At 47.2% G+C, this 21,934-nt stretch carries 19 protein-coding genes and 1 pseudogene; 12 read left to right on the top strand and 8 right to left on the bottom strand.

Annotation, left to right across the window (positions count from 1 at the left end):
* Positions 1–17: 17 nt before the first annotated feature.
* The 3 genes from ONT08_RS08055 to ONT08_RS08065 all read right to left on the bottom strand — a co-directional run bounded on the left by ONT08_RS08055 (position 18) and on the right by ONT08_RS08065 (position 4,952).
* Positions 18–2,237, bottom strand: a complete 2,220-nt coding sequence (locus tag ONT08_RS08055; protein WP_215652719.1) for an anaerobic ribonucleoside triphosphate reductase — start codon at positions 2,235–2,237, stop codon at positions 18–20.
* Between the two features lie 369 nt (positions 2,238–2,606).
* Positions 2,607–3,440, bottom strand: a complete 834-nt coding sequence (coaW, locus tag ONT08_RS08060) for a type II pantothenate kinase (RefSeq protein WP_022121336.1) — start codon at positions 3,438–3,440, stop codon at positions 2,607–2,609.
* 45 nt (positions 3,441–3,485) lie between these two features.
* The gene (locus ONT08_RS08065; protein ID WP_264959668.1) at positions 3,486–4,952 is read right to left on the bottom strand and encodes an SLC13 family permease; all 1,467 of its coding nucleotides are present in this window, start codon (positions 4,950–4,952) and stop codon (positions 3,486–3,488) included.
* A gap of 47 nt (positions 4,953–4,999) precedes the next feature.
* Between ONT08_RS08065 and ONT08_RS08070 the strand changes: the two genes are divergently transcribed.
* Both ONT08_RS08070 and ONT08_RS08075 read left to right on the top strand, forming a co-directional pair.
* Entirely contained in the window at positions 5,000–5,143 is a 144-nt protein-coding gene (locus ONT08_RS08070; protein ID WP_254974009.1) for a hypothetical protein, read from the top strand.
* Between the two features lie 47 nt (positions 5,144–5,190).
* Positions 5,191–5,478: a hypothetical protein gene (locus ONT08_RS08075; RefSeq protein WP_119235982.1), complete on the top strand. Its 288-nt coding sequence runs from the start codon at positions 5,191–5,193 to the stop codon at positions 5,476–5,478.
* A gap of 259 nt (positions 5,479–5,737) precedes the next feature.
* Here ONT08_RS08075 and ONT08_RS08080 read toward each other — a convergent pair whose 3' ends face one another.
* On the bottom strand, positions 5,738–6,262 hold the full coding sequence (locus tag ONT08_RS08080) for a DNA-binding protein (RefSeq protein ID WP_264959669.1): 525 nt from the start codon (positions 6,260–6,262) through the stop codon (positions 5,738–5,740).
* Between the two features lie 36 nt (positions 6,263–6,298).
* Positions 6,299–6,391 (bottom strand): smalltalk protein, encoded by a 93-nt coding sequence (locus ONT08_RS08085; RefSeq protein WP_022121332.1) that lies wholly within the window; start codon positions 6,389–6,391, stop codon positions 6,299–6,301.
* A gap of 777 nt (positions 6,392–7,168) precedes the next feature.
* Here ONT08_RS08085 and ONT08_RS08090 point away from each other — a divergent pair.
* From ONT08_RS08090 to ONT08_RS08115, 6 genes are all read left to right on the top strand, one after another.
* Positions 7,169–8,176 (top strand): hypothetical protein, encoded by a 1,008-nt coding sequence (locus ONT08_RS08090; protein ID WP_264959670.1) that lies wholly within the window; start codon positions 7,169–7,171, stop codon positions 8,174–8,176.
* Positions 8,163–9,185 carry a hypothetical protein gene (locus tag ONT08_RS08095; RefSeq protein ID WP_264959671.1) on the top strand — a complete coding sequence of 341 codons (1,023 nt, stop codon included), beginning with the start codon at positions 8,163–8,165 and terminating at the stop codon, positions 9,183–9,185. The genes ONT08_RS08090 and ONT08_RS08095 overlap by 14 nt, the downstream gene beginning before the upstream one ends.
* A 131-nt stretch (positions 9,186–9,316) precedes the next feature.
* The gene (locus ONT08_RS08100; RefSeq protein WP_264959672.1) at positions 9,317–9,949 is read left to right on the top strand and encodes a hypothetical protein; all 633 of its coding nucleotides are present in this window, start codon (positions 9,317–9,319) and stop codon (positions 9,947–9,949) included.
* A 228-nt stretch (positions 9,950–10,177) separates the two neighbouring features.
* Positions 10,178–11,710: a hypothetical protein gene (locus ONT08_RS08105; protein WP_118416496.1), complete on the top strand. Its 1,533-nt coding sequence runs from the start codon at positions 10,178–10,180 to the stop codon at positions 11,708–11,710.
* A gap of 3 nt (positions 11,711–11,713) precedes the next feature.
* Positions 11,714–12,727 carry a CHC2 zinc finger domain-containing protein gene (locus ONT08_RS08110; protein WP_264959673.1) on the top strand — a complete coding sequence of 338 codons (1,014 nt, stop codon included), beginning with the start codon at positions 11,714–11,716 and terminating at the stop codon, positions 12,725–12,727.
* A gap of 56 nt (positions 12,728–12,783) precedes the next feature.
* Positions 12,784–13,293, top strand: coding sequence for a hypothetical protein (locus tag ONT08_RS08115; protein WP_264959674.1), 510 nt, complete (start codon positions 12,784–12,786; stop codon positions 13,291–13,293).
* A gap of 99 nt (positions 13,294–13,392) precedes the next feature.
* On the opposite strand, the gene ONT08_RS08120 is transcribed toward ONT08_RS08115, so the two are convergent.
* The 3 genes and pseudogenes from ONT08_RS08120 to ONT08_RS08130 form a co-directional block, all read right to left on the bottom strand.
* Positions 13,393–13,710 (bottom strand): hypothetical protein, encoded by a 318-nt coding sequence (locus ONT08_RS08120; protein WP_264959675.1) that lies wholly within the window; start codon positions 13,708–13,710, stop codon positions 13,393–13,395.
* 475 nt (positions 13,711–14,185) lie between these two features.
* Complete coding sequence (locus ONT08_RS08125; RefSeq protein ID WP_264959676.1) at positions 14,186–15,799, bottom strand: SusF/SusE family outer membrane protein; 1,614 nt, start codon at positions 15,797–15,799, stop codon at positions 14,186–14,188.
* 319 nt (positions 15,800–16,118) lie between these two features.
* Positions 16,119–16,256: pseudogene (locus ONT08_RS08130) on the bottom strand (YhcH/YjgK/YiaL family protein); the annotation flags it as partial.
* Between the two features lie 450 nt (positions 16,257–16,706).
* On the opposite strand from ONT08_RS08130, the gene ONT08_RS08135 reads away from it, so the two are divergent.
* The 4 genes from ONT08_RS08135 to ONT08_RS08150 all read left to right on the top strand — a co-directional run bounded on the left by ONT08_RS08135 (position 16,707) and on the right by ONT08_RS08150 (position 21,862).
* Positions 16,707–17,693 carry a hypothetical protein gene (locus ONT08_RS08135; RefSeq protein WP_264959677.1) on the top strand — a complete coding sequence of 329 codons (987 nt, stop codon included), beginning with the start codon at positions 16,707–16,709 and terminating at the stop codon, positions 17,691–17,693.
* A gap of 273 nt (positions 17,694–17,966) precedes the next feature.
* Positions 17,967–19,262, top strand: coding sequence for an ABC transporter substrate-binding protein (locus tag ONT08_RS08140; RefSeq protein ID WP_264959678.1), 1,296 nt, complete (start codon positions 17,967–17,969; stop codon positions 19,260–19,262).
* 39 nt (positions 19,263–19,301) lie between these two features.
* The gene (locus ONT08_RS08145; protein ID WP_264959679.1) at positions 19,302–20,330 is read left to right on the top strand and encodes an iron ABC transporter permease; all 1,029 of its coding nucleotides are present in this window, start codon (positions 19,302–19,304) and stop codon (positions 20,328–20,330) included.
* Positions 20,331–20,668: 338 nt separating this feature from the next.
* Entirely contained in the window at positions 20,669–21,862 is a 1,194-nt protein-coding gene (locus ONT08_RS08150) for an ATP-binding protein (RefSeq protein ID WP_022120313.1), read from the top strand.
* Positions 21,863–21,934: the final 72 nt, after the last annotated feature.

Below are 21,934 nucleotides of genomic sequence, written 5' to 3' on the forward strand. Positions count from 1 at the left end.
TAATTAATCACTAATCACTACTTTTCTCCTCCGATATGGGTTACTCGGTCGTGGAGCTCGGCAAGTTTGCCGCTGTTCCAGCGGTCTGTAGTACCTACCAGATAACCGGTGATGCGCTGCAGCTTGTCTATGTGGTGACTGCCGCACTTAGGACATACCTCGAGGTGGGCGTCAGCATTCTCGTAGCCGCAGTCGAGACAGCGGTTGCGGTTGTGGTTTACTGAGCCGTAACCCATGTTGTACTTATCCATCATGTCTACCACGCTCTCGATAACAGAAGGGTTGTGGGTAGCATCGCCGTCAATCTCTACATAGAAGATGTGGCCGCCGCGGGTCAGGTCGTGGTATGGAGCCTCGATCTGTGCCTTCTTCAGGGCTGTACACTTATAGTATACAGGCACGTGGTTAGAGTTGGTATAATAGTCGCGGTCTGTAACGCCAGGGATGACGCCAAACTGCTTTCTGTCCTTCTTTGTGAACTTACCGCTCAATCCCTCGGCTGGAGTAGCCAGGATAGAGTAGTTGTGATGATACTGCTCGCTGAACTCGTTGGCACGGTCGCGCATGTAGGTAACAATCTTCTGTCCCAGCTCCTGTGCCTTCTCGCTCTCGCCGTGGTGTTTGCCGATGAGGGCAACCAGGCATTCTGCCAATCCGATGAAGCCGATACCCAGGGTTCCGTGGTTGATGACGCTCTCGATGGTCTCTTCCGGCTTCAGGTTTTCAGCGCCTACCCAGAGATACTTCATGAGCAGAGGGAACTGCTTGGCCATCGCCGTCTTCTGGAACTGGAAGCGCTCGTCGAGCTGCTTGGCTGTGATGTCGAGGATATTGTCGAGCTTGGCAAAGAACATGTCGATGCGCTGCTTTTCGTCTTCGATGCCCATGCACTCGATGGCGAGCTTCACGATGTTGATGGTAGAGAAGCTCAGGTTACCGCGGGCGATGCTGGTCTTCTCGCCCCAGCGGTCTTCGAACACGCGGGTACGGCAGCCCATGGTTGCAATCTCCCACTTGTAGCGCTCCGGATCATCAGCACGCCACTTCTCGTTCTGGTTGAAGGTGGCGTCGAGGTTCAGGAAGTTAGGGAAGAAACGGCGGGCTGTTACCTTGCACGCCAGCTTGTAGAGGTCGTAGTTTCTGTCCTCAGGCAGATAGTTTACGCCTCTCTTCTTCTTCCATATCTGGATAGGGAAGATGGCTGTTTCGCCATTGCCTACGCCCTGATAGGTGCTCTGCAGGATTTCGCGCATGATGCAGCGGCCCTCGGCGCTGGTATCGGTACCATAGTTAATGCTTGAGAATACTACCTGGTTACCGCCGCGGCTGTGGATGGTGTTCATGTTGTGGATGAAGGCCTCCATTGCCTGATGCACGCGGTTTACGGTCTTGTTGATGGCGTGCTGCTCCAGGCGTTCGCGGCCCTGCAATCCGTCGAGCGGCTTCTCTATGTAGTCGTCGATTGGCGCATCATAGAGGTTGCTCAGGTCTTCGCCTGTCAGCTTCTCCAGGTTCTTCACCTCTTCCTGGTACGACATGCGTACGTATGGAGCCAGATAGAAGTCGAAGGCTGGGATGGCCTGACCGCCGTGCATCTCGTTCTGGCAGGTCTCGAGAGAGATGCAAGCCAGCACGGCTGCGGTCTCGATGCGCTTGGCTGGACGGCTTGAACCGTGACCGGCTGTGAATCCGTGGTTCAGAATCACGTCGAGCGGATGCTGCACGCAGGTGAGACTCTTGGTTGGGTAATAGTCCTTATCGTGAATATGTATATAGTTGTGCATGACGGCGTCGCGTACATCCTCTGAGAGGAGGTAGTCGTCGACGAATGGTTTAGTGGTTTCTGAAGCGAACTTCATCATCATGCCGGCTGGTGTGTCGGCATTCATGTTGGCGTTTTCACGGGTGATGTCGTTGTTCTTGGCATTGACGATGCTCATGAACACGTCGCGTGTCTTCGCCTTGCGGGCGATGTTACGCTGGTTACGGTATGCGATATACTTCTGGGCAACATCTTTGCGGGCACTCTTCATGAGTTCCAGCTCGATGGCGTCCTGAATGGCCTCAACGCTCATCTGGCTCTTGCCGCGATAAGAGATGTGGTCGGTTATCTGCTCGATAAGAGTGGTATCTTCACCCTTGTCGGTATGCAACATGGCCTTGCGAATGGCTGCCATGATTTTCTGTTCGTTGAATCCAACGATGCGTCCGTCACGCTTTACTACTGTCTGGATCATTTTAGTATTACTTTTACGATTAATGTTTAAATTACTTAGTATTAAGTCTTTATGACTTGAAGAGGTAGATATGTACCTCCTTTTGACATTGCAAAGATATAAAATATTTCTGAAAGTAATTACTTTTGGATAACTTTTTTATCGTTAAAAAATATTAAGTTACTGATAATCAGTAGGAAACGAAAAAGTTTTGGAAAACTTTGACAAATTTCTGTTTTCCGAAACGTTTAAGTTGTTATCTATCAGCGTGTTGCGCATTTTGTGCGCTTGTGTGCGTTTTTCCCCTTGTTGTCTGTGTGCCGTGCAGGGGGTGGAAATGAAAATCGCCGCAACGCCCGTGTATAGGGCATTGCGGCGATTCGGGGGTGATTATTTTGCTTGTCGCTTATAGTCGAGCGCAGCTCCGATGGCGGTGCAGAATTCCGAGTATTTCGGTATTCTGAACCTCACTCCGTAGAGTTTCTCCATGGCTGGGAACACCTCGCGGCATTGCGGCAGCAGGGTGAGGTTGCCTATGAGCACGAAATCCTTGATGCCCGATTCGAGCGATGAGAGGATGGTAGCCGAACCTATCGACTGCAGCACCATCCAGATGAGTCCCATGGCGATGTCTTCGCGCGAAGCGTTGGCCTTGGCGTTGCTGAAGAGCGATGCGGTGGCGTTCATCGGGAGTCCGGGCAGAGGCTTGGCGCTGATGTCGCCTATCAGCAGGTTTATCTTGCTCACGTCGCCGTCCTTGGCGAGGTTGATGATCTGCTTGATGTCATCGGTCTTGAGCATGATGCGGCTCAGTCCTGCCAGGGTTCCGCCGCCTATGCCGATGCCTCCGATGTGTCTTATCTCGTTGTCATCGCATTTTACGAGCGATGTACCGGTTCCCATGCTCACCACAATCATGCGGTCGAGCTTGCTCTCGTATCGGGCGCCCAGTCCGTCGGCCACGAACTCCTCGCTCTTCGAGGTAGGCAGTCCGTAGATGGGCTCGTCGATATAGGCTGAACCTACGCCTGTGAGCATCACCTGTTCTACATCGCTCAGCGCAATCTTGTTGTCGTGAAGATACTTGCCGAAGGCTCCGTAGAGCGAGGTGATAGGGTCGGTGGCCTTGATGCGGATGGGGCTTACCACCACGCCGCTTTCATCGATGCCCACAATCTTGGTCGTAGAGATGCCTACGTCGATTCCTATAACAATCTTTTTCATTCCTTTATATATATAATAATGTGTATTTTCGCAGATGATGCCCCTCTAGAGCACGCCCATCTTGCAGAAGGTGATGAGCACGACGTAGCCCACTATCATGCTCAGGATGCCCACCGTGAGTCCTGCCTTCACCATGTCGCTCTGCTGGATGAGTCCGGTAGAGTAGGCGATGGCGTTAGGAGGGGTTGAGATAGGCAGCGACATGGCGCAGCTGGCCGATACCGCTACTCCGATGAGGATGGTAGAGGTGCCGCCGATGGTGTTGAGCTTGTCGCCCATGCCGGCGCATACCACCGTGAGGATTGGGATGAGCAGGGCAGCGGTGGCGGTGTTGGAGATGAAGTTACTCAGGATGAAGCATACCAGTCCGGATACGATCATGATGACCAGCGGATTGAATTCTGCAAACGGAATGCTCTTTACGGCTGCCTCGGCCAGACCGGTGCCGTTCATCGCCAATCCGAGGGCGAATCCGCCTGCCACCATCCAGATGACAGCCCAGTCAATCTCCTTCAGGTCCTTGGCTGTAACCACTCCCGTAAGGGCGAATATGGCGATAGGGAGCATGGCCACGGTGTTGGCGTTGATGCCCAGCTGCTTGCCGAATACCCAGAGCACGATGGTTGCAAGGAAGGTGACGGCCACTACCGTGGTGCGCCAGTTGTGCTGCATGTTGCCCTCGATGTTGAGCTCGATGGTCGTGGCAGAGAACGGGAACATCTTGCGTATGATGATCCATGCCATCACGAGCATGATGAGCACCATAGGGACCATGATCAGCATCCAATCGCCGAAGCTGATGCCCAGGTTGAGTCCTGCTGGGTCGTTCAATACCTTGAAGGCGAAGGCGTTAGGCGGTGTTCCGATAGGGGTTCCCATACCGCCCAGGTTGGCTCCGATGGGTATGGCCATGGTGAGCGCCACACGGCCCTTGCCCGAAGGCGGCAATGATTTGAACACCGGTGTGAGAAAGGTGAGCATCATGGCGGCGGTGGCTGTATTTGAGATGAACATCGAGAAGATGCCGGTGATGAGCATGAAACCCAGCAGCACGTTCTCAGAACGCTTGCCGAATGGCGCAATCAGGGCCTTCGCCATCATCACGTCGAGTCCGCTCTTGGTAGCGGCTATGGCAAGTACGAAACCGCCCAGGAAGAGGATGATGGTAGGGTCGGCGAAGCACGCCATCACACCCTGATAGTCGAGCAGCTTTCCCATCTCTGCCTCCGAGCCTTGCATGATCTTAAAGGCGGAGTCGCTGACGAAGAACAGCAGCACGAAGATGATCACTACGCTGGTAGCCCATGCCGGTATGGCCTCGGTGAGCCAGAGCATCACAGCCATGACGAAGATGGCGATGACGCGCTGCTGCACGATGGTTAGCCCCTCGATGCCGAAGCTATCGATGGGCAGGTTCCAGACGATAACGGTAAGCAGAGCCGTTATGAGAAACAGCAATGCTTTCTTGCGATTAAAATCGCCATTCAATACTTTCTTTACAGTTTCTTGCATTATCTTTCTGTCTAAGGATTATTTTCTTGCAAAAATACGTGTTTTTTTTGTATTTAGCAAGTTTTTTTGCAGAAATAGTGAAAAAAATGCCGAAAAATGTTGTTGTTTCAAGAAAAAATGCTATATTTGCAGTGGATTTACCGATAGCGGCTATCGGTGATGCCGAAAACTTGGAGCACCCGGAAGGGTGATTCAGCAAACCTAATATTGTCTAATCAATTAACAAGGAGATAAGGAAATGAACAAGTCTGTAGTATTTATCATCATCCTGCTCGTGATAGTTCTCTCTATCATTGTATCGCAGTACTTCCACAAGCGCCACCATGAATATAAGATGGCAGACATTGAGAAGGCTATCCGCGGGGCTTATCCTAAGGGTATAGGCTCGATAAGCAAGGAAGAACTGGTAACAGCTGTGAAGAAATACTTCCACTGTTCGGCGAAGGAGGCTCATTATATAATAGGTGTAGCTCGCCGCAAGAAGCTGGTTGATATCGCTGCAGACTATGTTACTATCATGTTTTGAAATGAGATAAAAGCTTTAAATATGTTTTCGCCGAGAGGCTAGGATTGGATTTAGTTTGAAAAAAGTATTATTTATTTGAGGCACAAAGGATTGTTAGCGACATGCTGATTTCGAAGGGGTTATGTGTGGGTTAGCATGTTGTGTTCGGGACGTCTGGTATGGTACATTGCGTAAACAATTTAACTGCCAGACAAAGTTTACCCTCCCTAGGACTTTTTAAGACCTGGGGAGGGTTTTACTTTTTCAGGCTCAGCACCTTTTATTCAAGTCCATCGCCGCTGTTTTCGCTTCCGGTTCCGCCAGTAGAATCGCCGCCCGTTGGGTTGTCGCCGTCGGATGGGGTAGTAGGAGGCGTATCGGTAGAGGTAACCTGCTTCACCACCTTGCCGTTTCGGTCGTAGCAGGTGATGTTGACGGAAGTCTCTTCGAGTTCCTTCTTGATGTCGGTGTTAGGCACGAAGATGATGTATCGGCGGGTGATGAGGTTGGCGCTCACCTTGTTCACATCCTCTACGGCGGTAGAGTTAAGACCGAATCGGAGGCTGCCCAGTCCTGGCACAGCCACGCTGTGGCCCTCGGTGGCCCAGGCAGCAATCACTTCGCCGATGGCCGACCATCCGGCGTTGATCACCGCCTTAGGCAATCCGCTGCGAACGGCGGCTTCTTCTATCACCTTCGTGGCGTTGAGCTGGCTGTAGAGATCAGCCTGCATCACGAATGCCCACTTTTGCTTACCTTTTTCGAACGCTACGTTGCGCTCAATTGCTTTTACTTTAATACCCATAATTCAAATCGTTTTTTAATGGTTAAACAAATCAGTCTACATGCAGCTGGTAACGCCGAGTGTGGTGCCTACGGCAGTAAGTACGGCGATAATCACCTGCAAGATAGTTTTCCAAACTTCCTTTTTCATTTTCTTTTTCCTTTCTTTTTTTAATGGTTCAACAATCAGTTTTTTTAGTGGTTAATTCAGCCTATCTCTGAACGACAATGCAAAGATACAACATTTTTCTCTGAAAAACAATAGTTGTCCCGAATCACGTGCATCCTTGTCCCGAATCACGTGCATTCCTCCCTCATATCCCATTCTCTTCCGCCTAATTTAACCGCCATTAATTTAATGGCCATTAAATTAAATGTTAAATCCGTTAACATTATATGGCATGTTTTGCCTTTCCAACTGCGTCCCGATGCAGTCGGCGCTACGTCCCGACGTATCGCCATCTGCGTCGGGACGCAGTTGGTGGTGCGTCGCCACGCAGTTTTGGGGGCATCGGGCGCAGAGTTACTTGCTATGTGGGTTAGCTGGCGGATAGAAGGAAAGGCAAAAATGTGAATGTGAATGTGAATTTGAAATGTTTTTCAATGTTACCTGAAGGAGAAGCGTATAATCGTGTTTGAGTAATAGTAGCCATTATAATAGGTTCATATTATATATATAATAAGGTACGCGCGCGAGGACTGAATTTCATTCACAATATCCAATAAAAGGAATGGATGGAACAACCCGATACATTGATTTACATTTCAAATTCACATTCACTTTCACATTTTGTTTTGATGGTTTTATGAAAAAAAGACAATTTGGTAAAAAATAATTTAGAATTTATTTGTTTATTCGGGGAAAAAGTGTTACTTTTGTAGATGCTATGAAAAATAACTTTCATGGTACAACTTAAATCGCAAGCCAATGACTGGACGAATCAAAAACAGCACAGAAAAGACTTCTTTTGTTGTCTTCAAGTATGATTTCTGCAAAAGCCGGAATCTTTCAAGTATCGAGGGTACTCTACCCTTGGATTTTCTCGAAATGTCATCGCCTGAAAAATATCAGGAATGTCAGACTGGTTTCGAGAAGGTAATGGACAGTTTGCTGAAAAGCAAGAAAATGACTTTGGTGGAATCACGGAAGAATGAGGAAGACGTTATTCACGACAACCGAATATTGGGATTTCGCGAAGGTGTGGCTGTGCTGGATGTATGCGCAGACAAAAAAGAATTTTATTGGAGTAACTTTAAGGAGAATGAAATTCACAACCAGCCTTTCTGTAAGGTAATCATTGATAATCGCCCCAACAGAGGTTTCCTTTTTGTGGAAGAATCTAGAATCTTCGGCGGCAAAAGGGGACAGGACAAGGTGGTGGCTCTTCTGCGTGATAATATCAACAGGGTGGCGAATCAATATGGCTGGAATATGGTGATTTCTGCCAAGTTGCCACCTGGTGATTTCTTTGATGCCGTGGCTGAAAGAATCAAGGCTGGCTGCAGGCCAAGGGCTGTGGTGTTTTCTTTTCCTCGCCATCAGTCTCTCAGCGATGCGCCATATTCCTTTGTCATGCAATTACAGATGCAGCAGTCATTAATGGAGTGTCTCAATGCCAGTATGTATGAGGTAAAATTTGGTACAGATAAAGGTAAGCAGTTGCACTTAGACAAGGCAAACCGAGACATAGCCTTGATGGTGAACCTGTGCAGCAAGGAAGATTACGGTATCAAGGTATATTATTGGAAAGGTCCGTGCACCTCTTCCCGTTCGCTGAAACGAACCAAGGTGAAAATATCTGATGCAGAGATTTCTGCCCTGGTTATAGGAGATGCTGTCTGTTGCGATTGTCATGGGAATTCTCAGTTTGCCTTGATCAATTCTCTTGATGTGATTCTTGATGGTTTAAAGGGTTACGACGATGAGGTTATTTAAGATGAAGACCAGACAGATGGTAGATAAATCTTTTTCGCAACACATGATTTATCAGGTTTTCAGAGCTATCACCCATGATATCTTCAATGATAAGACGTGGTTTCCTACGTCCAGATGTTCATGCGAGGATGTTTTTTATGAGGTGTTCTGCATCGTAGACAAAATGATGTTTTCGCATACCGATACCGAGAGCCGCCTAGCCTTTGTGGAAGGAATAGGGCAATATGAGAAAAACTATGTTGACGAGGATGAGTATGCTACAGCTCAGGAAGAGCGTCAGAGAATCGTATTTGTCATCCTGTATATGGCAGCTGTGATACTTCAGATGATGCCTTTGGAGTCGAAAGTGTTTCAATTTTGCTCAATGATTATGGGGCAATGGAGAGGCTACGTAACTCAGGAGTTTTCTCAGCGGTGCCTCGGAGCAGTCGTGAAGAACCATGAGGTGGTTGAGCGGCTGGCAGCCAATATCGGTTATTATGGCGAGGATGGTTTCTTCGTTTCATCTCAGATTAATGAACTGATGCGCCAGAACAATGATGAAGATTATCTGCACGGATTCGAGCCTGAACAGAAGAGGACATTAGAATTGGAAGTGACAGACGATGAGCATCAGGAAAACGGCGGGCAGGAAAAAACGGAAGAAGATAATGAGAAGGAATGGGGCGACTTGAGCCAGGGAGAAAGAGTAAAGCGAGCCTTGCAGAAGATGATAGACGAGAAGGCTATTCCTTTGAAGAAAGACTATGCCCTGATTATGGTGGCGCTCTCTGATATCAACGATTTTGAAGGCAAATTTGATAATGGCGCATCTTTCTGCAAGTATCTTACGGAGCAGTTGGGTCTGCCTTCCAATCTGACGAATGGCGGTGCCATCTCCAAGCGTTTCTCCAAGATGCGTGGCGAATTTCCCAACTGGAGTTTTGATGATGTAAGAGATCCTAACGCCCGGGAGAAACTCATCAATATCGCAAAGCGTTTTGTTGCCATTTACCGTAAGGGGCAGTAGGAAGCGGGGAAATGATTGCTTCTTGTGAGTGTTGGCAAGTTTTAGATGGAATGTTAAAAACGTAAAATAGAGCAAGTTTTAGGCATATTCTACGTTTAACAATAAAATAGGTTTGATAAACAAATTTGGATATGAAGTATTTTGTAAAAAAATCAGTCTTACTACTGTTGGTAGTCTTGGCTTTTTGTGCGTGTGACAACAGCAATGACAATGGTGAGGTTATTCAGCCGAATCCACATCCACAGTCATCGAAAACTGTCGTCAATTATACTGGCGAAGTAGAGTTTGTGGTGGATGCGCCACAAATTCGTGAGGATATAGAGCAGGATTTGAAGGCAAACCCTCCTTTTGGAGGAAGCAAAAAATATCAGTTTATCATAAAAAGATACTCGAGGCTTATTCCTGCTTCATATATGCTATATGCGGTGAATCCTGAGGACGATAAGTCTGCTGACGGATATATACTGGACATCGCTGGTAAAGTGGAGTATAAGGACAATTATAGATTGTTCCCTACCGCATCTGGACAAGGTTGGTATAAGGAGAATATTGTGCCTGTCGACACAAAGGATGGCAAGCCTGTTGCAACATACGATGTGTTTATACAGCAACCTATTCCTTCTTCTACGGTTGGTAGCAAGATGTATTTCTGCGAAGACCTTACGGAGAAATATCGCAAGAAGTTCCCTAATGAAGACATTCATGCCGTGGTTCGCCGTTTGGTTCTTTCTTATGTCAGTGGGGATGATAATATAAATGAATAGGAATATATTTGAACAGAAGATTTTTTAGAAATAATACAGTATCAGCACTTTTTGCTTCGTTTGCAAGCAAAGAGTGCTTTTTTTATGCCTTCAGATGAGCTGGAGGCTTAGCGGAAGGCTTAGTTGCCGGCGATGAGGCTTAGTAGGAGGCGAACCGGCAGGACGCCTATTGCCGGGGAGGCTTTTTTTCCTTACTTTTGCATACAGAAATAATCAATGATTGGGATTATGGAAAAAGGAAAGAAAATACCTCCACAGGAAGCGTCTCGGACTAATCCAGTGGCAAAGCCTGAGGATACCAAGGGCGGAATCAATAACAAGGTATCATCTGGGTTGATAGGAAAAAAGCTGGCTGAACAGGCTGAAGAGAATGAAGAGATGCCCATGCATCACCTGATTGCCGATAAGGATTATCCGTCGGGCATCAGAGAATGGATGATCACTTCGCCTTCTGACCTCAAGTATCCTACGCTGGTGGTGGCTGCTGCCATGCTCAGCGTTTATCTTACACGTGTCAGAATACAGTATGTGTATGATAATCAGGGAGAAAAATCGGCCATCGTGTTGCAGGTCATCGTAGAGGGAGAGCAGTCGAGCGGAAAATCGTTTGCCAGATACATCATGCGTACCCTGATGAAACCTTTCATCGAGCGCGACAGCGAAATGAGAGCCAAGGAGCAGGAGTATGCTGCCCTGAAGCGACGTCAGGGAAAGAAGGACGGCAAGCTGCCACCCGAACCGAAGACCGACATCACTATCCTGCCCGAAACCGTATCGCTCACCATGTTTATCAAGCGATGCGATGCAGCAGTCAAGCTCTATGGTGCTCCGAAGACGCTCTTCGAATTTGCCGATGAGATTTCTGCCATCGTCCATTCTGCCAAGCGCCAGTTTGCCGACCTCTCGCAGGTTATCAAGACGGCTTACGATCTGGGCAGCGTATATGGTCAGGATTTCATGAGCGAATCCAGCTATAGTGCCATGGTAGATGCCTTGCTGTCGTTCGTTTTCTGCGGCACTCAGAGTGCGGTGAGCAGATATATGAACAAAGCTGCCATTGAGGGCGGTGCTGTAACCCGAACCATCTTATGCCCGCTCATCAGTCATCTGGGCGACAATCCGCCACAGTTTCAGGCGCTGACCGATATGCAGCGTAATGAGCTGGAGAATACGTTGGACAAGCTCTTCGGTTTGTGCTACGAGGAAGATGGAAAATTCCATCAGGAGATAGAGGAAGATATGAGCTGGCTCTACAAGACGGTGGTAAAATGGTGTAACGACTGCCGCCAGCAGGTGGTGAAAACCATGTCTAAGTCGATGGATGTCTTCTACAAGCGCAGTTCGGTTTCAGCCTTCCGCATCGCTGCCCTCATGCAAGTGCTTTACAAAGTGGAAGGGAAGAAGAGCGAGAAGGAAATCCGGAAACTGGTTAGGCAGACCTATCTGGCTTGTGCCGACCGCATCTTGCAGAATATGTTGCAGCGGTGGGGCAAGGCTTTCGAGCAGATTTCTGCCGAGGGCGAAGGAGAGCCTTATCATACTGTAGACTATTTCAGCGAGTTGCCGCAGGAATTCTCTTATCAGTTCCTGGAGGAATTTCTGAAGCAGAAGGAGCTCAAGACGCCTGCCCGCAACATGGTGTGCAACTGGCGCAGATGGGGATGGCTCGAAAAACCGGCAAAGGGCGAGGATAGAAAGGTGCTTAGAAAGACGCAGCAGAAAGGCACTATTGGTGATGGTAATATTAAAAAAGACAATTAGAAGATGGCAGAATATATTGATTCAAATACGCTCTCTAAACTTAGAGCTATCAGCATCCTGGAGGTTGCTGATGAATTGGGAATGGGTTTGCGGTATCATAATGCCCTTTGTATCAGTCATAATGATACCCATCCGAGTTTGCATTTCTGGACTTCCACCAACACTTGTCATTGCTTTGCATGCGGGTGGGGTGGAGATAATATCGACCTGGTGATGAAACGGGAGAATCTCTCTTTTTCGGAGGCTTGCCAATGGCTGTGCAGAAGATTCAATATCAGCGCCGGTAATCATTCTGCGGGAAACCGTAAGGAGGTGCTTCATCGGGATAAAGCTGTTGCTGAGCATAGAAAATCTGAATGTGATACGGACAGACTCAATCTCAGAGGCGAGTTTCAGCATAAGCCTGACGTAGATTATCTGATGCGTATGCTCATGGGTAAGAAACTGACAGATAAAGCCAAGAATTTCCTGTTCTATCAGAGAAAGTTGCGCCCGGAATATATCTATTGGTGTAGAGTGGTGAGCACAGATTTCTCCATTGCTGGCTATCGCTTTGGTGGAAAGTTTTTTGATGGGCCTTCCCTGTTGATTCCCTATTATGATGTTCATGGCAATCTGCTGACGGTTCAGAGCAGATATCTGGGAGATAAGACTGAAGAAAAACCGCGGTTTAAGTTTGCACCAGGTAGCAAGCCGATGGTATATGGGATGCAGATCTTGCCGCAGGTGACAGAAAAAGAGCCATTGGTTATTACCGAGGGATGTACCGACTGCTGGAGCGCTATGTCTATGGGTTACAAGGCAATAGCCATCCCGAGTGCTACGCTTTGTAATGAAGAATGTCGCAATCTTTTAGCGGGAAGGAATCTTCACATGTGGCCTGATCAGGACAAACCGGGCATCGGTCTTTATATGAAACTGAAGGAAATGTTCCCTCAGCTGGTGTACCATCAGTTGCCGGAAGGTTGCAAGGATTTGTCTGATTATTACCAGTCGTTTTACGTTCAGAAAATGTGAAAGTGAATGTGAATTTCAAATGTTTTTCTATTGTTGTTTTTAAATTGTTGCGTATTATGATGAAGTTGTTTTTAAATCGTTTTCGTAGAGATCATGGCGCCATTGTTGGTCGCCTTAGTCAGGAAGTAGTTAATCGCCAGGGTATCGTTGTAGGCCATCAGTACATTTGTGATACGATGGAGCGCGAGGGTGGCTGTCTGGAACCGGGTGAATATCACATCATGGTGGCTAAATGCAAATGCTTCGCCCGCCAGATGCTTTTCCTCGAACCGATAAGGGATGATTCTTCTTCATCTTCCTCTCTTCCTCTCCCCGAAACCTGCAAGCTTTGCCGCATGGAGCGCAAGAGTCATGAGTTCGGGTGTCTGGAAGAGCTTTATGCCCTTCCTTGTCCCATGATGCAGCCGGGCAATGGTCCGTTCCGTCTGCGCCAGGGTGGCATCCTCATCGGCGAGGCCCATGCGCCCGGGTTCGTACTGAGGAGCCAGGAACTCTTCCTCCAGCTCTTCGACCGGGTGAAGAAGGCGATGGTCAGGGGCAGCGAGGTAGTGGTGGAAGTGGGGTAAGGGATATCTTGAATACCACCTTGAGACCCATCTTGAATACCATAAGAAAAATGCAGCCTCTCTTTTATATAATCGAGAGGCTGCATTTCTTTGTATTCTCTATTTCTTGATTTCCCAATGTCCACTATATCCACTTCCAACGTATTGTATATGAGGAAGTTTAGCGATGCGTCGCCTGATGGTACTTAATCCTTTTTGGGATAATAAAGCTAGTTCTTTTGCTGTAATCTTTGGATTCTTTTTTATCTGTTTTTCTATCCAATCATCTAATTCTCCGTCTTGGAGGACACCTTGAATACCACCTTGAGACTCACCTTGAGTAACATCTTGAGTAACATCTTGAGTAACATCTTGAGTAACATCATCTCCTTCGATATAATTCACTTCAATATCATGGTGTTCTTCCATCCATTTCATTATGATGTTGGGGAATGTGACAGTGAATTGAGTACGGAATGCAGTTCGCTTTTATGTTTTGGAACTGCATTTTATTTACTAAAAGAGACCTTTGTAATAAGTTCTTAAGCCCACTTGAAAAAGTAATTTTTGAGAAATTGTTCAAATGTAACCATCTGATAATCAAATGGCGTTTTGTAGGATAAAAAAACAAAAACGACTTTTAAAGTGGACCCAGTAAATAATTATTGCCGTCCGGTAAAAATAAAGTGTAAGCATTCAGGCTCATATTGACAGAAATCAAAGCGAATAGCGCATAAAAGCGCTAAAAATTTTAGAAAATAGAGCTTTTTCTTATGCTAATTTTCATTTCTGAGTTATTACCGGACGGCAATAAAAAAACTCTCCAGCTCTCCTAAAGTGTACCCCACCACGTAGAGGGTGGACTTACTTGAGATAAAGAGCTGGAGAGGGGTAGTTTTACCTTTCTGTTTTTTTACTTTATTACCTTTTTACCTTTAACCACATACACTCCCTTCTGCGGCTCCACGTTGCCGAGGAATCGTCCGTTGAGGTCGTAGTAGTAGTTCTTGGTGGCAGGAGCGGCTGTGGTGGCGGTGATGCCTGTTGCGCCCTTGGCAGAGATGCGTATCACGCCATTGCCTTTTGTGAGGTCCACCTTTATGTCGTAGGTGCCAGGCTCACCAGAGAAGAGCCATGCGCCGGGCGATACATCAGGTGCCATGGCAGGAATATCGCTGTCAAGATTGGCGGGGTCGCCGTCGGTGTAGGGAGAGAGACGTTTGGCGTTGACAAAGTCCCAATCTGCGCCGAGACGCTTTAACACGATGAAGTGAAGATCGCCCACTTCGCCCACGAATGTGATTTCGCCCTCATAGATGCCGGGCTCGTTGGTGGCAGAAATCACGTCTGCAGGGATGTTGGTGAACCAATTGCCGTTGCAGCCGAGAGTGTAGAGCTCTTTCGGGTAGCCTATTGGATATGACGCATCGTTGCCGTGGAGCGTCAGACGGTTGTTGACAAGGTCTAATGTAACGCATGCGGTGAGTGGGTTATCTGTCGATGCTCCGATGATGAAGTCAGACACCTCGCCCTTCTTTAGACCTACGGTGAGGTTCGGTTCCACGTCAACAGTTGGTGCGACAGCACCGATGCGCTTGTCTTTAATCTCGTCCCAGCCATCATATGTAGAGGCGAGAGCGGTAGAGATGGTAAACTTGTTGCCATAGAAAGTCACATAGCCCGTGTAGATGCCTTCCACATCGTCCCATGTAAGCTCTGCGCCCTGATCGGCGAAGTTGCTACCGTTGGCACCGATGAGGTAGACATGGTCTGGATATTCGGGCACATAGGTGTCGCTGTGGAGGTTCATGGTCATGGTGCGGAGGTCTACAGTCACGTCGTAGGTGCCTGGTGTGGCGATGTGGAATGACTGCTCTGTGAGCGTCATGGCCTTGTCGCGGTTGATAACCACCTTACCGCCACCGTAGCGGTAGGGCAGTATGGCTTCGTAGTCGTTGGGGTCGGTGCCGAGCTGGGTGAGAATGTTGAAGTAGCATGAGGTAAAGTCTACCGTAGCCTTATACACACCGTCGGTCTCGGTCTTAGGCAGTGTGGCAGCTGACAATGTGGGATCGAAGACACCATTGCTGCCCCATACATACAGCTTGTCGGGAAAGTCACCGAGCAAGGTGACGGTCAGGGTGTTGAAGTCGATGCGCATACGATAGGTTGTACCGGCGACTGGCACTTTGAAAGATGCGTCCCTACCCTTTACCATGGTCATAGGCTCATTGATAACGAGCATGGCGTCGAATACTGAAGGGGCGAAGCGGTTTTTGTTAAACTCTGTCCAATCGGCATCGCCAGTTGTCAGATGTTGGGTGACGGCGAAATACTGCGCACCGTCAACGAAGGTGACATCACCCTCATACACTCCTGTAGTGGCGGTCTCTGTCAGTTCTGCAGCAGCAGTGTTGGTTTTCCACTCTTTGTCGCTGCCGACAATGTAGCACTGTGCGCTGGCAGCAACTGTTGCCAGCACTGTCAGCAATGCTGACATGATGATTCTGTGAAAAGTTTTCTTCATATGTCTTTAGTCTTAATTCCGCAACACTATTATAGATTAATCTTTATTAGTGCCTGATCAACTAAAAGTTGCCCAGGATTTTGCCATGTCAAAATTTTCACTTATCTTAGTGTTGCGAAAAGAAAATAAGCAAAAATCTGATATGACGTGGCAAATTTAGCAAAAAATTCCGAATTATAAGCCAGTATAATAAAAAAACTTCAATGATTTCCCTCGAATTGTGCGAAATTAGCCTTTTTTTTCGAGAAATCAAGACCACAATTGCAAAAAATCCTACTAACGTGCTCTGAGTCACAATAATATTTATTTTCAATTATCTTTAATCCTTATAATCTACCTTGATTACGATAACGCGGATGGTCTGGTCTTCGCCATCTGTTGCCACCTTGGCGATGTGCCAGTCGCGTGGAAAGAAGATGAAGAATTCGCCAGGATTGCTGTCGAAGAAACGGGCCTTATGATAGTGAGTTTAGTACATATGCTAAAAATGAATTTACGCGAGAAGATCAAAAACGATTGACTACGTTTTTATTACATCATTGCCCGGCAAAGTGGATGATGATAATCAAAAATACAGATTTCATTTATCAACTATATAATAAGGAAGGCATCAATATTCGTACGTTTGATAAAGAATACTTGGTGAGCTTTATGAATAGGAATGATAAGATAGTTACGCATTTGTTGATAACTAACTATTAACAGGTGGGTCGTACTTAGAATAAAAGTGTATTTAAGTATATAGATAAGAAAGATGGCAGCCTTATAACTGGTGAGCTATCTTTCTTTTTATATCTATAATCCGGTTAATTTCAGCCATTTCTGATATTTCATCCTCAAAAACTTTGCCGTTTCGCAGAAAACTCGTATCTTTGTAGCGGAAATATAATTATGGAGGAACAGAGATATGATTTACTATGTAGCTAATCCGATATACGATTCTGTGTTCAAATTCCTGATGGAAGATGAACGCATCGCCAAAACCGTGCTAACCGCCCTGCTGAAAAAGGAAGTGGTGAGCGTGGAAATGAGAAGGCATGAGCATCCTAACATCACCCGCGACAATATCTCGATGTTTCGCATCGACTTTGCTGCCAGGGTGAGGGAAGAGGATGGAAGCGTAAGGCTCATTCTTATCGAACTTCAGAAGACATGGCTCGATACCGAGACGCTCCGGTTCCGACGTTATCTGGCTGCCCAGTATAATGCTGAGGAGAATATGATAAAGGAGGGAGAGGGCAAGGGATATGCCGTGCCGATGGTGGCTGTGTATCTGCTGGGCCATAGAGTGGGAGATATTGACAAGGCTGTGGTATACGTGAACCACAAGGCGCTCGACTATGACGGGAAAGAGGTGGAGAACGGGATGGATGATCCTTTCATCAACAGTCTGACGCATGACAGTATCCTGGTGCAGATTCCTCTTTTGCATGGTAAGATTAACAACAGGCTCGACAAGGTGCTGAGCGTGTTCGACCAGTCGCAGAGGGATAAGAAGAACCAGCAGATGTTATGTCTGGAGGGTGATAAATATAAGGATGATTCGGATATGATGTATATCGTTCACCGTCTGGGACTCGCCACGATGAGTGCTGATATCCGGCAGGAGATGAATGATGAGGATGAATACTATTCTGCCATAGAAGCTCGCGATACGCAGGTGATGAAACTTAATAAGATTATCAGTGAGCAGGCTAATCAGGTAAATGAGCAAGCAACTCAGATAAATGAGCAAGCAACTCAGATAAATGAGCAAGCAACTCAGATAAATGAGCAAGCAACTCAGATAAAAAGCATGGCGCAGGGCATGCTGGAGAATGGAATGCCCCTGGAGATGGTGGCTAAGATGATGAACAGAACGCCTGAGGAAGTTCGTGCTTTATTGGGTAAATGATATAGAAAACGCAGAGATGCCAGGGGGGAATCTCTGCGTTTTTTTAGTTTCATTGCGTAAAAATCATCATGTTTTTACGTAATGAAACTTTTTTTTACCGAATGCTCCCCTCCGTACAGAATAAAAGGGCTATGCCACAGATAATCTTCTTCATTTTGACTTATTAAATTGTAGCGTTAGTTAAATTTGAGGGCAAAAGTACAAAGAATATTCGAGAAAACAAACGGAAAATGGAGATTTCTTCGTATCTTTGCACACATATTTTGTAAGATTATGAAAAAACTGTATATTCTTTTGTGTGGGGCAACGGCGGCTCTGCTGATGGCGGCATGCCAGGGAGGAAAGACGGCTGCTGCTGCGGAGGCTGGCGATACCCTGGAGATGAAGTACGCCAAGTTGCTTACCATCGTGAAGCATGGCGATGGGGAAGAGAATTCCGATGCTGCAGAAGACATTGATTATCAGTATGCTGAGGCTATCATCGCCAACCCCTGGAAGGCGGGAACGATGCTGCATCGCTACATCCTGATTCCGAAGGGAGAGGAGGGGGATAAGACGGTGGCGATGCTTGCCAAAAGGCGTAGCACGGGGGCGAGATGCACTACCGATACCGTGCGCACACCGGTGGAGAGAAGTGCCGTTTTCATCGCTCCCCATTGCCAGCTGATGTACGAACTGGGCTGCCAGCAGGCCATCCGTGGTGTCTGCGACCTCGATTACATCAATATTCCGGATGTAAAGAAGAGGGCTGCTGCAGGAAATGCTGCTGCCGGAAAAGCTTCTGTAGGAAATGTTTCTGCAGAGAATGCTGCTGCCGGAAATTCCATCGTGGATTGCGGTTCGAGCATGGCACCCGACATCGAGCGCATCATCGCCCTGAAACCCGAAGCTATCCTCCTTTCGCCTTTCGAAAACAGCGGTGGATATGGCAAGCTCGACAAGCTGCACGTGCCCATCATCGAGGCTGCCGACTATATGGAGTCTTCGCCACTGGGTAGGGCGGAATGGATGAAATTCTACGGCATGCTCTTTGGAAATGAAGAGGGAAAAAGTAACGGAATATCGGGTTCTTGCGAACCAAAGGCAGATTCGCTCTTTGCGAAGATAGAAAAGGAATATCTGAAGCTGAAAGCTGAGGCTGCCGGGTATCCGAAGGGCCTCTCCATCCTGACCGAAAGAAAGACGGGAAACGTGTGGTATGTGCCTGGAGGTCAGAGTACTATCGGTATTCTGCTGAAGGATGCCAACGCCCGTTATATCTTCGAGGACGATCAGCACAGCGGAAGTCTGGCGATGAGTCCGGAGCAAATCTTAGCGAAGGGAAAGCAGGTGGACGTATGGGCGTTCAAGTATTTCGGTGGTGCCCCTCTGTCGCAGGCTCAACTGCTTCAGGAGTATGACGGCTACAAGGCTCTTGCTGCCTTCAGCCGGGGCAATATCTATCAGGTAGATACCTCTACGGTACCTTATTTCGAGCTTACGAGTTTCCATCCCGAACTGCTGCTCAGAGAGTTCATCATCCTGGCTCATGGCGAGCGGTTCGGTAAATTGAGATTCTATAAGAAATAGGGCTTTAATCAGAGATTTTACAAGAAATAGTTTTAGTGAATGAAAACCATCGTTTTAGGGGCAATCGCCATTATTATACTGTTTTTCGCCAACCTGGCATGGGGGAGTGTAAACATCCCATGGCAGGACGTGGGGGCGATTATTTCGGGCTCTCAGACTGACGAAACCTACCGCTATATTCTGTTAGAATCGCGACTGCCGGCGGCGATTGCCGCTTTACTTTCGGGCGCAGCCCTCGCCACGAGCGGCTTGCTCCTGCAGACAGCCTTCCGCAACCCTCTGGCGGGTCCTGACGTATTCGGTATCAGCAGCGGAGCCGGACTGGCGGTAGCCATCGTGATGCTTGCCTTTGGCGGCAATATTGCCCTGGATGATTTAGGGGTAGGATTTCTGGGCGATGCCGGCAACTATGCCATCGGCGGTTTCCTGGCTATCCTCATCGCAGCCTTCATAGGGGCTATGGTGGTGATGGGCATCATCACCTTCTTTTCTGCCATTGTGCGCAGCCATACGGTACTGCTCATCATCGGACTGATGGTGGGCTATCTTGCCAGCAGCGCCATCTCATTGCTCAATTTCTTCAGCACGGCAGAGGGCGTGAAATCGTATATGGTTTGGGGCATGGGCAGCTTTGGCAATGTTTCGAGCCAGCAGATGATGTTCTTCATCCCGTTGGCCCTCATTGCCCTGGCTGCGTCTCTGCTCCTTGTAAAACCGCTGAACGCCATGCTGTTAGGCGAACAGTATGCCGAGAATCTGGGTTTCAACATCAGGCGTCTGCGCATCGTTCTGCTCATCATTACCGGTCTTCTTACGGCTGTGGTTACCGCCTTTTGCGGTCCCATCGCCTTCATCGGCCTGGCAACGCCGCATATCGCCCGCCTCATCATCGGAACGGAGAATCATCGCCGTCTGTTGCCCGTCACGATGCTGATGGGTGCAGCCATTGCCCTTCTCTGCAATCTCTTCTGCACCCTTCCGTCGGACGGTGGCATCATCCCGCTGAATGCCGTCACCCCGCTATTCGGCGCCCCCGTCATCATCTATGTTTTGATGAAGAGGAGATAGGGAAAAAGTCAGAGTTTTGCTTAGTTTTTTGCTGGGCTCAACTGTATAGATAGTGTATGAAACAGGGAAAGAATATAGAACGAATGTTTCGTCAGCATTATGAGAAGATGTATAATCTGGCCAGGTGCATCCTAAGCGCGTGAAGGAGAGGGGCAAAGCTGTATGATGAGTTAAGAATGCTAAAAAATAATCATGGGTAATGTGTTTACTCATCTATTCTTTGTATCTTTGCAAAGTAGAATTGAGTAATTCGTGACGTAGAATTGAGTAATTCGTGACGAAGAATTGAGTAATTCGTGACGAAGAATTGAGTTGTTTAATATTACAAATTAAAGAATATGGGTGAGTATAGAAGACCACATTACAACTTGATGTTGAGTAGGTTGAGCGAAAGACGTAAGTGTATATTTGTTTTGGCAGGACCAAGACAGGTTGGCAAATCAACAGTTATGGCGCAAATAGCAGAGACTATTGATAAGGTAGTATTTCAATTTAATGCTGATTCTGTAAATGAAGAAGATTCGGATTGGATTCGACGTTCTTGGGAGTCTGTTCGAAGCCGAATGGATATTCAGCATTTGCAAGAAGCTGTTCTTGTAATAGACGAGATACAGAAAATACGCAGATGGAGTGAATATGTGAAGAGAGAGTGGGATGCCGATACCCTAAATCATGTAAACCTGAAAGTCGTATTGCTTGGTTCGTCTCGCTTGCTTTTGCGCAAAGGGCTAACCGAGTCTTTAGCTGGTAGATTCGAGTTGATTCGTATGGGGCATTGGACTTTTCCGGAAATGAAAGCTGCCTTCGGGTTATCACTCCAACAATGGATTTATTTTGGAGGTTATCCAGGCTCGGTGGATTATATAGGGGATTTTAGGCGTTGGAGGAAATATGTCAAGGATTCTCTTGTGGCACCTGCCATTGAAAAGGATGTTCTTTTGACTTCGAATATTTACAAGCCTTCACTCATGTCACAGCTTTTTGAGGTAGGTTGTTCTTATTCTGGTGAGTTGTTGTCACTCACCAAAATGCTTGGACAATTGCAAGATGCAGGCAATGTCACGACTTTGTCTTCTTATCTCGAAATATTGAAGCAAGCCAACTTGCTTTGTGGACTTCAAAAGTTTGCATGCGATGAGGCTCGTAAGAGACAGTCTATCCCAAAGTTTACAGTGTTTAACAATGCTTTGTTCACGGCATATCGCGGTAAGGGGTTTGACAAAGATTATGTTGACCCAATGATTTGGGGCAGATGGGTGGAATCGGCAGTGGGTACTTGTCTTCTCGATTTTGTGGAGGACAATGATTGTCATCTCTATTATTGGCGAGATCATAATAATGAGGTGGATTATATCCTGGAGTCACAAGGAGATTTCGTTGCCATAGAGGTTAAGAGTGGAAAGAGAGGCATGAATAGTGGTATTCCTATGTTTCAAGAGAAATTCCATCCTCTGAAATCAATCGTTGTTGGCACCGATGGTATTCCATTTGAAGAATTCTTCTGTATGGATATCATGCAATTGTTTGAATAAAAATTGGAAAATCATCTATCGATATGATGCGGAATACGATAGAATTATTCTTGTTGACTTATGGAATATGAG

Source organism: Segatella copri (assembly GCF_026015465.1).
Classification (GTDB): Bacteria; Bacteroidota; Bacteroidia; order Bacteroidales; family Bacteroidaceae; genus Prevotella; species Prevotella copri_E.

What these genes read in the sequence shown, in the direction of transcription:
- ONT08_RS08055 (WP_215652719.1), bottom strand. Translation starts at nt 2,237, where the DNA reads ATGATCCAGACAGTAGTAAAGCGTGACGGACGCATCGTTGGATTCAAC.
- coaW (WP_022121336.1), bottom strand. Translation starts at nt 3,440, where the DNA reads ATGAAAAAGATTGTTATAGGAATCGACGTAGGCATCTCTACGACCAAG.
- ONT08_RS08065 (WP_264959668.1), bottom strand. Translation starts at nt 4,952, where the DNA reads ATGCAAGAAACTGTAAAGAAAGTATTGAATGGCGATTTTAATCGCAAG.
- ONT08_RS08075 (WP_119235982.1), top strand. Translation starts at nt 5,191, where the DNA reads ATGAACAAGTCTGTAGTATTTATCATCATCCTGCTCGTGATAGTTCTC.
- ONT08_RS08080 (WP_264959669.1), bottom strand. Translation starts at nt 6,262, where the DNA reads ATGGGTATTAAAGTAAAAGCAATTGAGCGCAACGTAGCGTTCGAAAAA.
- ONT08_RS08085 (WP_022121332.1), bottom strand. Translation starts at nt 6,391, where the DNA reads ATGAAAAAGGAAGTTTGGAAAACTATCTTGCAGGTGATTATCGCCGTA.
- ONT08_RS08090 (WP_264959670.1), top strand. Translation starts at nt 7,169, where the DNA reads ATGACTGGACGAATCAAAAACAGCACAGAAAAGACTTCTTTTGTTGTC.
- ONT08_RS08095 (WP_264959671.1), top strand. Translation starts at nt 8,163, where the DNA reads ATGAGGTTATTTAAGATGAAGACCAGACAGATGGTAGATAAATCTTTT.
- ONT08_RS08100 (WP_264959672.1), top strand. Translation starts at nt 9,317, where the DNA reads ATGAAGTATTTTGTAAAAAAATCAGTCTTACTACTGTTGGTAGTCTTG.
- ONT08_RS08105 (WP_118416496.1), top strand. Translation starts at nt 10,178, where the DNA reads ATGGAAAAAGGAAAGAAAATACCTCCACAGGAAGCGTCTCGGACTAAT.
- ONT08_RS08110 (WP_264959673.1), top strand. Translation starts at nt 11,714, where the DNA reads ATGGCAGAATATATTGATTCAAATACGCTCTCTAAACTTAGAGCTATC.
- ONT08_RS08115 (WP_264959674.1), top strand. Translation starts at nt 12,784, where the DNA reads ATGATGAAGTTGTTTTTAAATCGTTTTCGTAGAGATCATGGCGCCATT.
- ONT08_RS08120 (WP_264959675.1), bottom strand. Translation starts at nt 13,710, where the DNA reads ATGAAATGGATGGAAGAACACCATGATATTGAAGTGAATTATATCGAA.
- ONT08_RS08125 (WP_264959676.1), bottom strand. Translation starts at nt 15,799, where the DNA reads ATGAAGAAAACTTTTCACAGAATCATCATGTCAGCATTGCTGACAGTG.
- ONT08_RS08135 (WP_264959677.1), top strand. Translation starts at nt 16,707, where the DNA reads ATGATTTACTATGTAGCTAATCCGATATACGATTCTGTGTTCAAATTC.
- ONT08_RS08140 (WP_264959678.1), top strand. Translation starts at nt 17,967, where the DNA reads ATGAAAAAACTGTATATTCTTTTGTGTGGGGCAACGGCGGCTCTGCTG.
- ONT08_RS08145 (WP_264959679.1), top strand. Translation starts at nt 19,302, where the DNA reads ATGAAAACCATCGTTTTAGGGGCAATCGCCATTATTATACTGTTTTTC.
- ONT08_RS08150 (WP_022120313.1), top strand. Translation starts at nt 20,669, where the DNA reads ATGGGTGAGTATAGAAGACCACATTACAACTTGATGTTGAGTAGGTTG.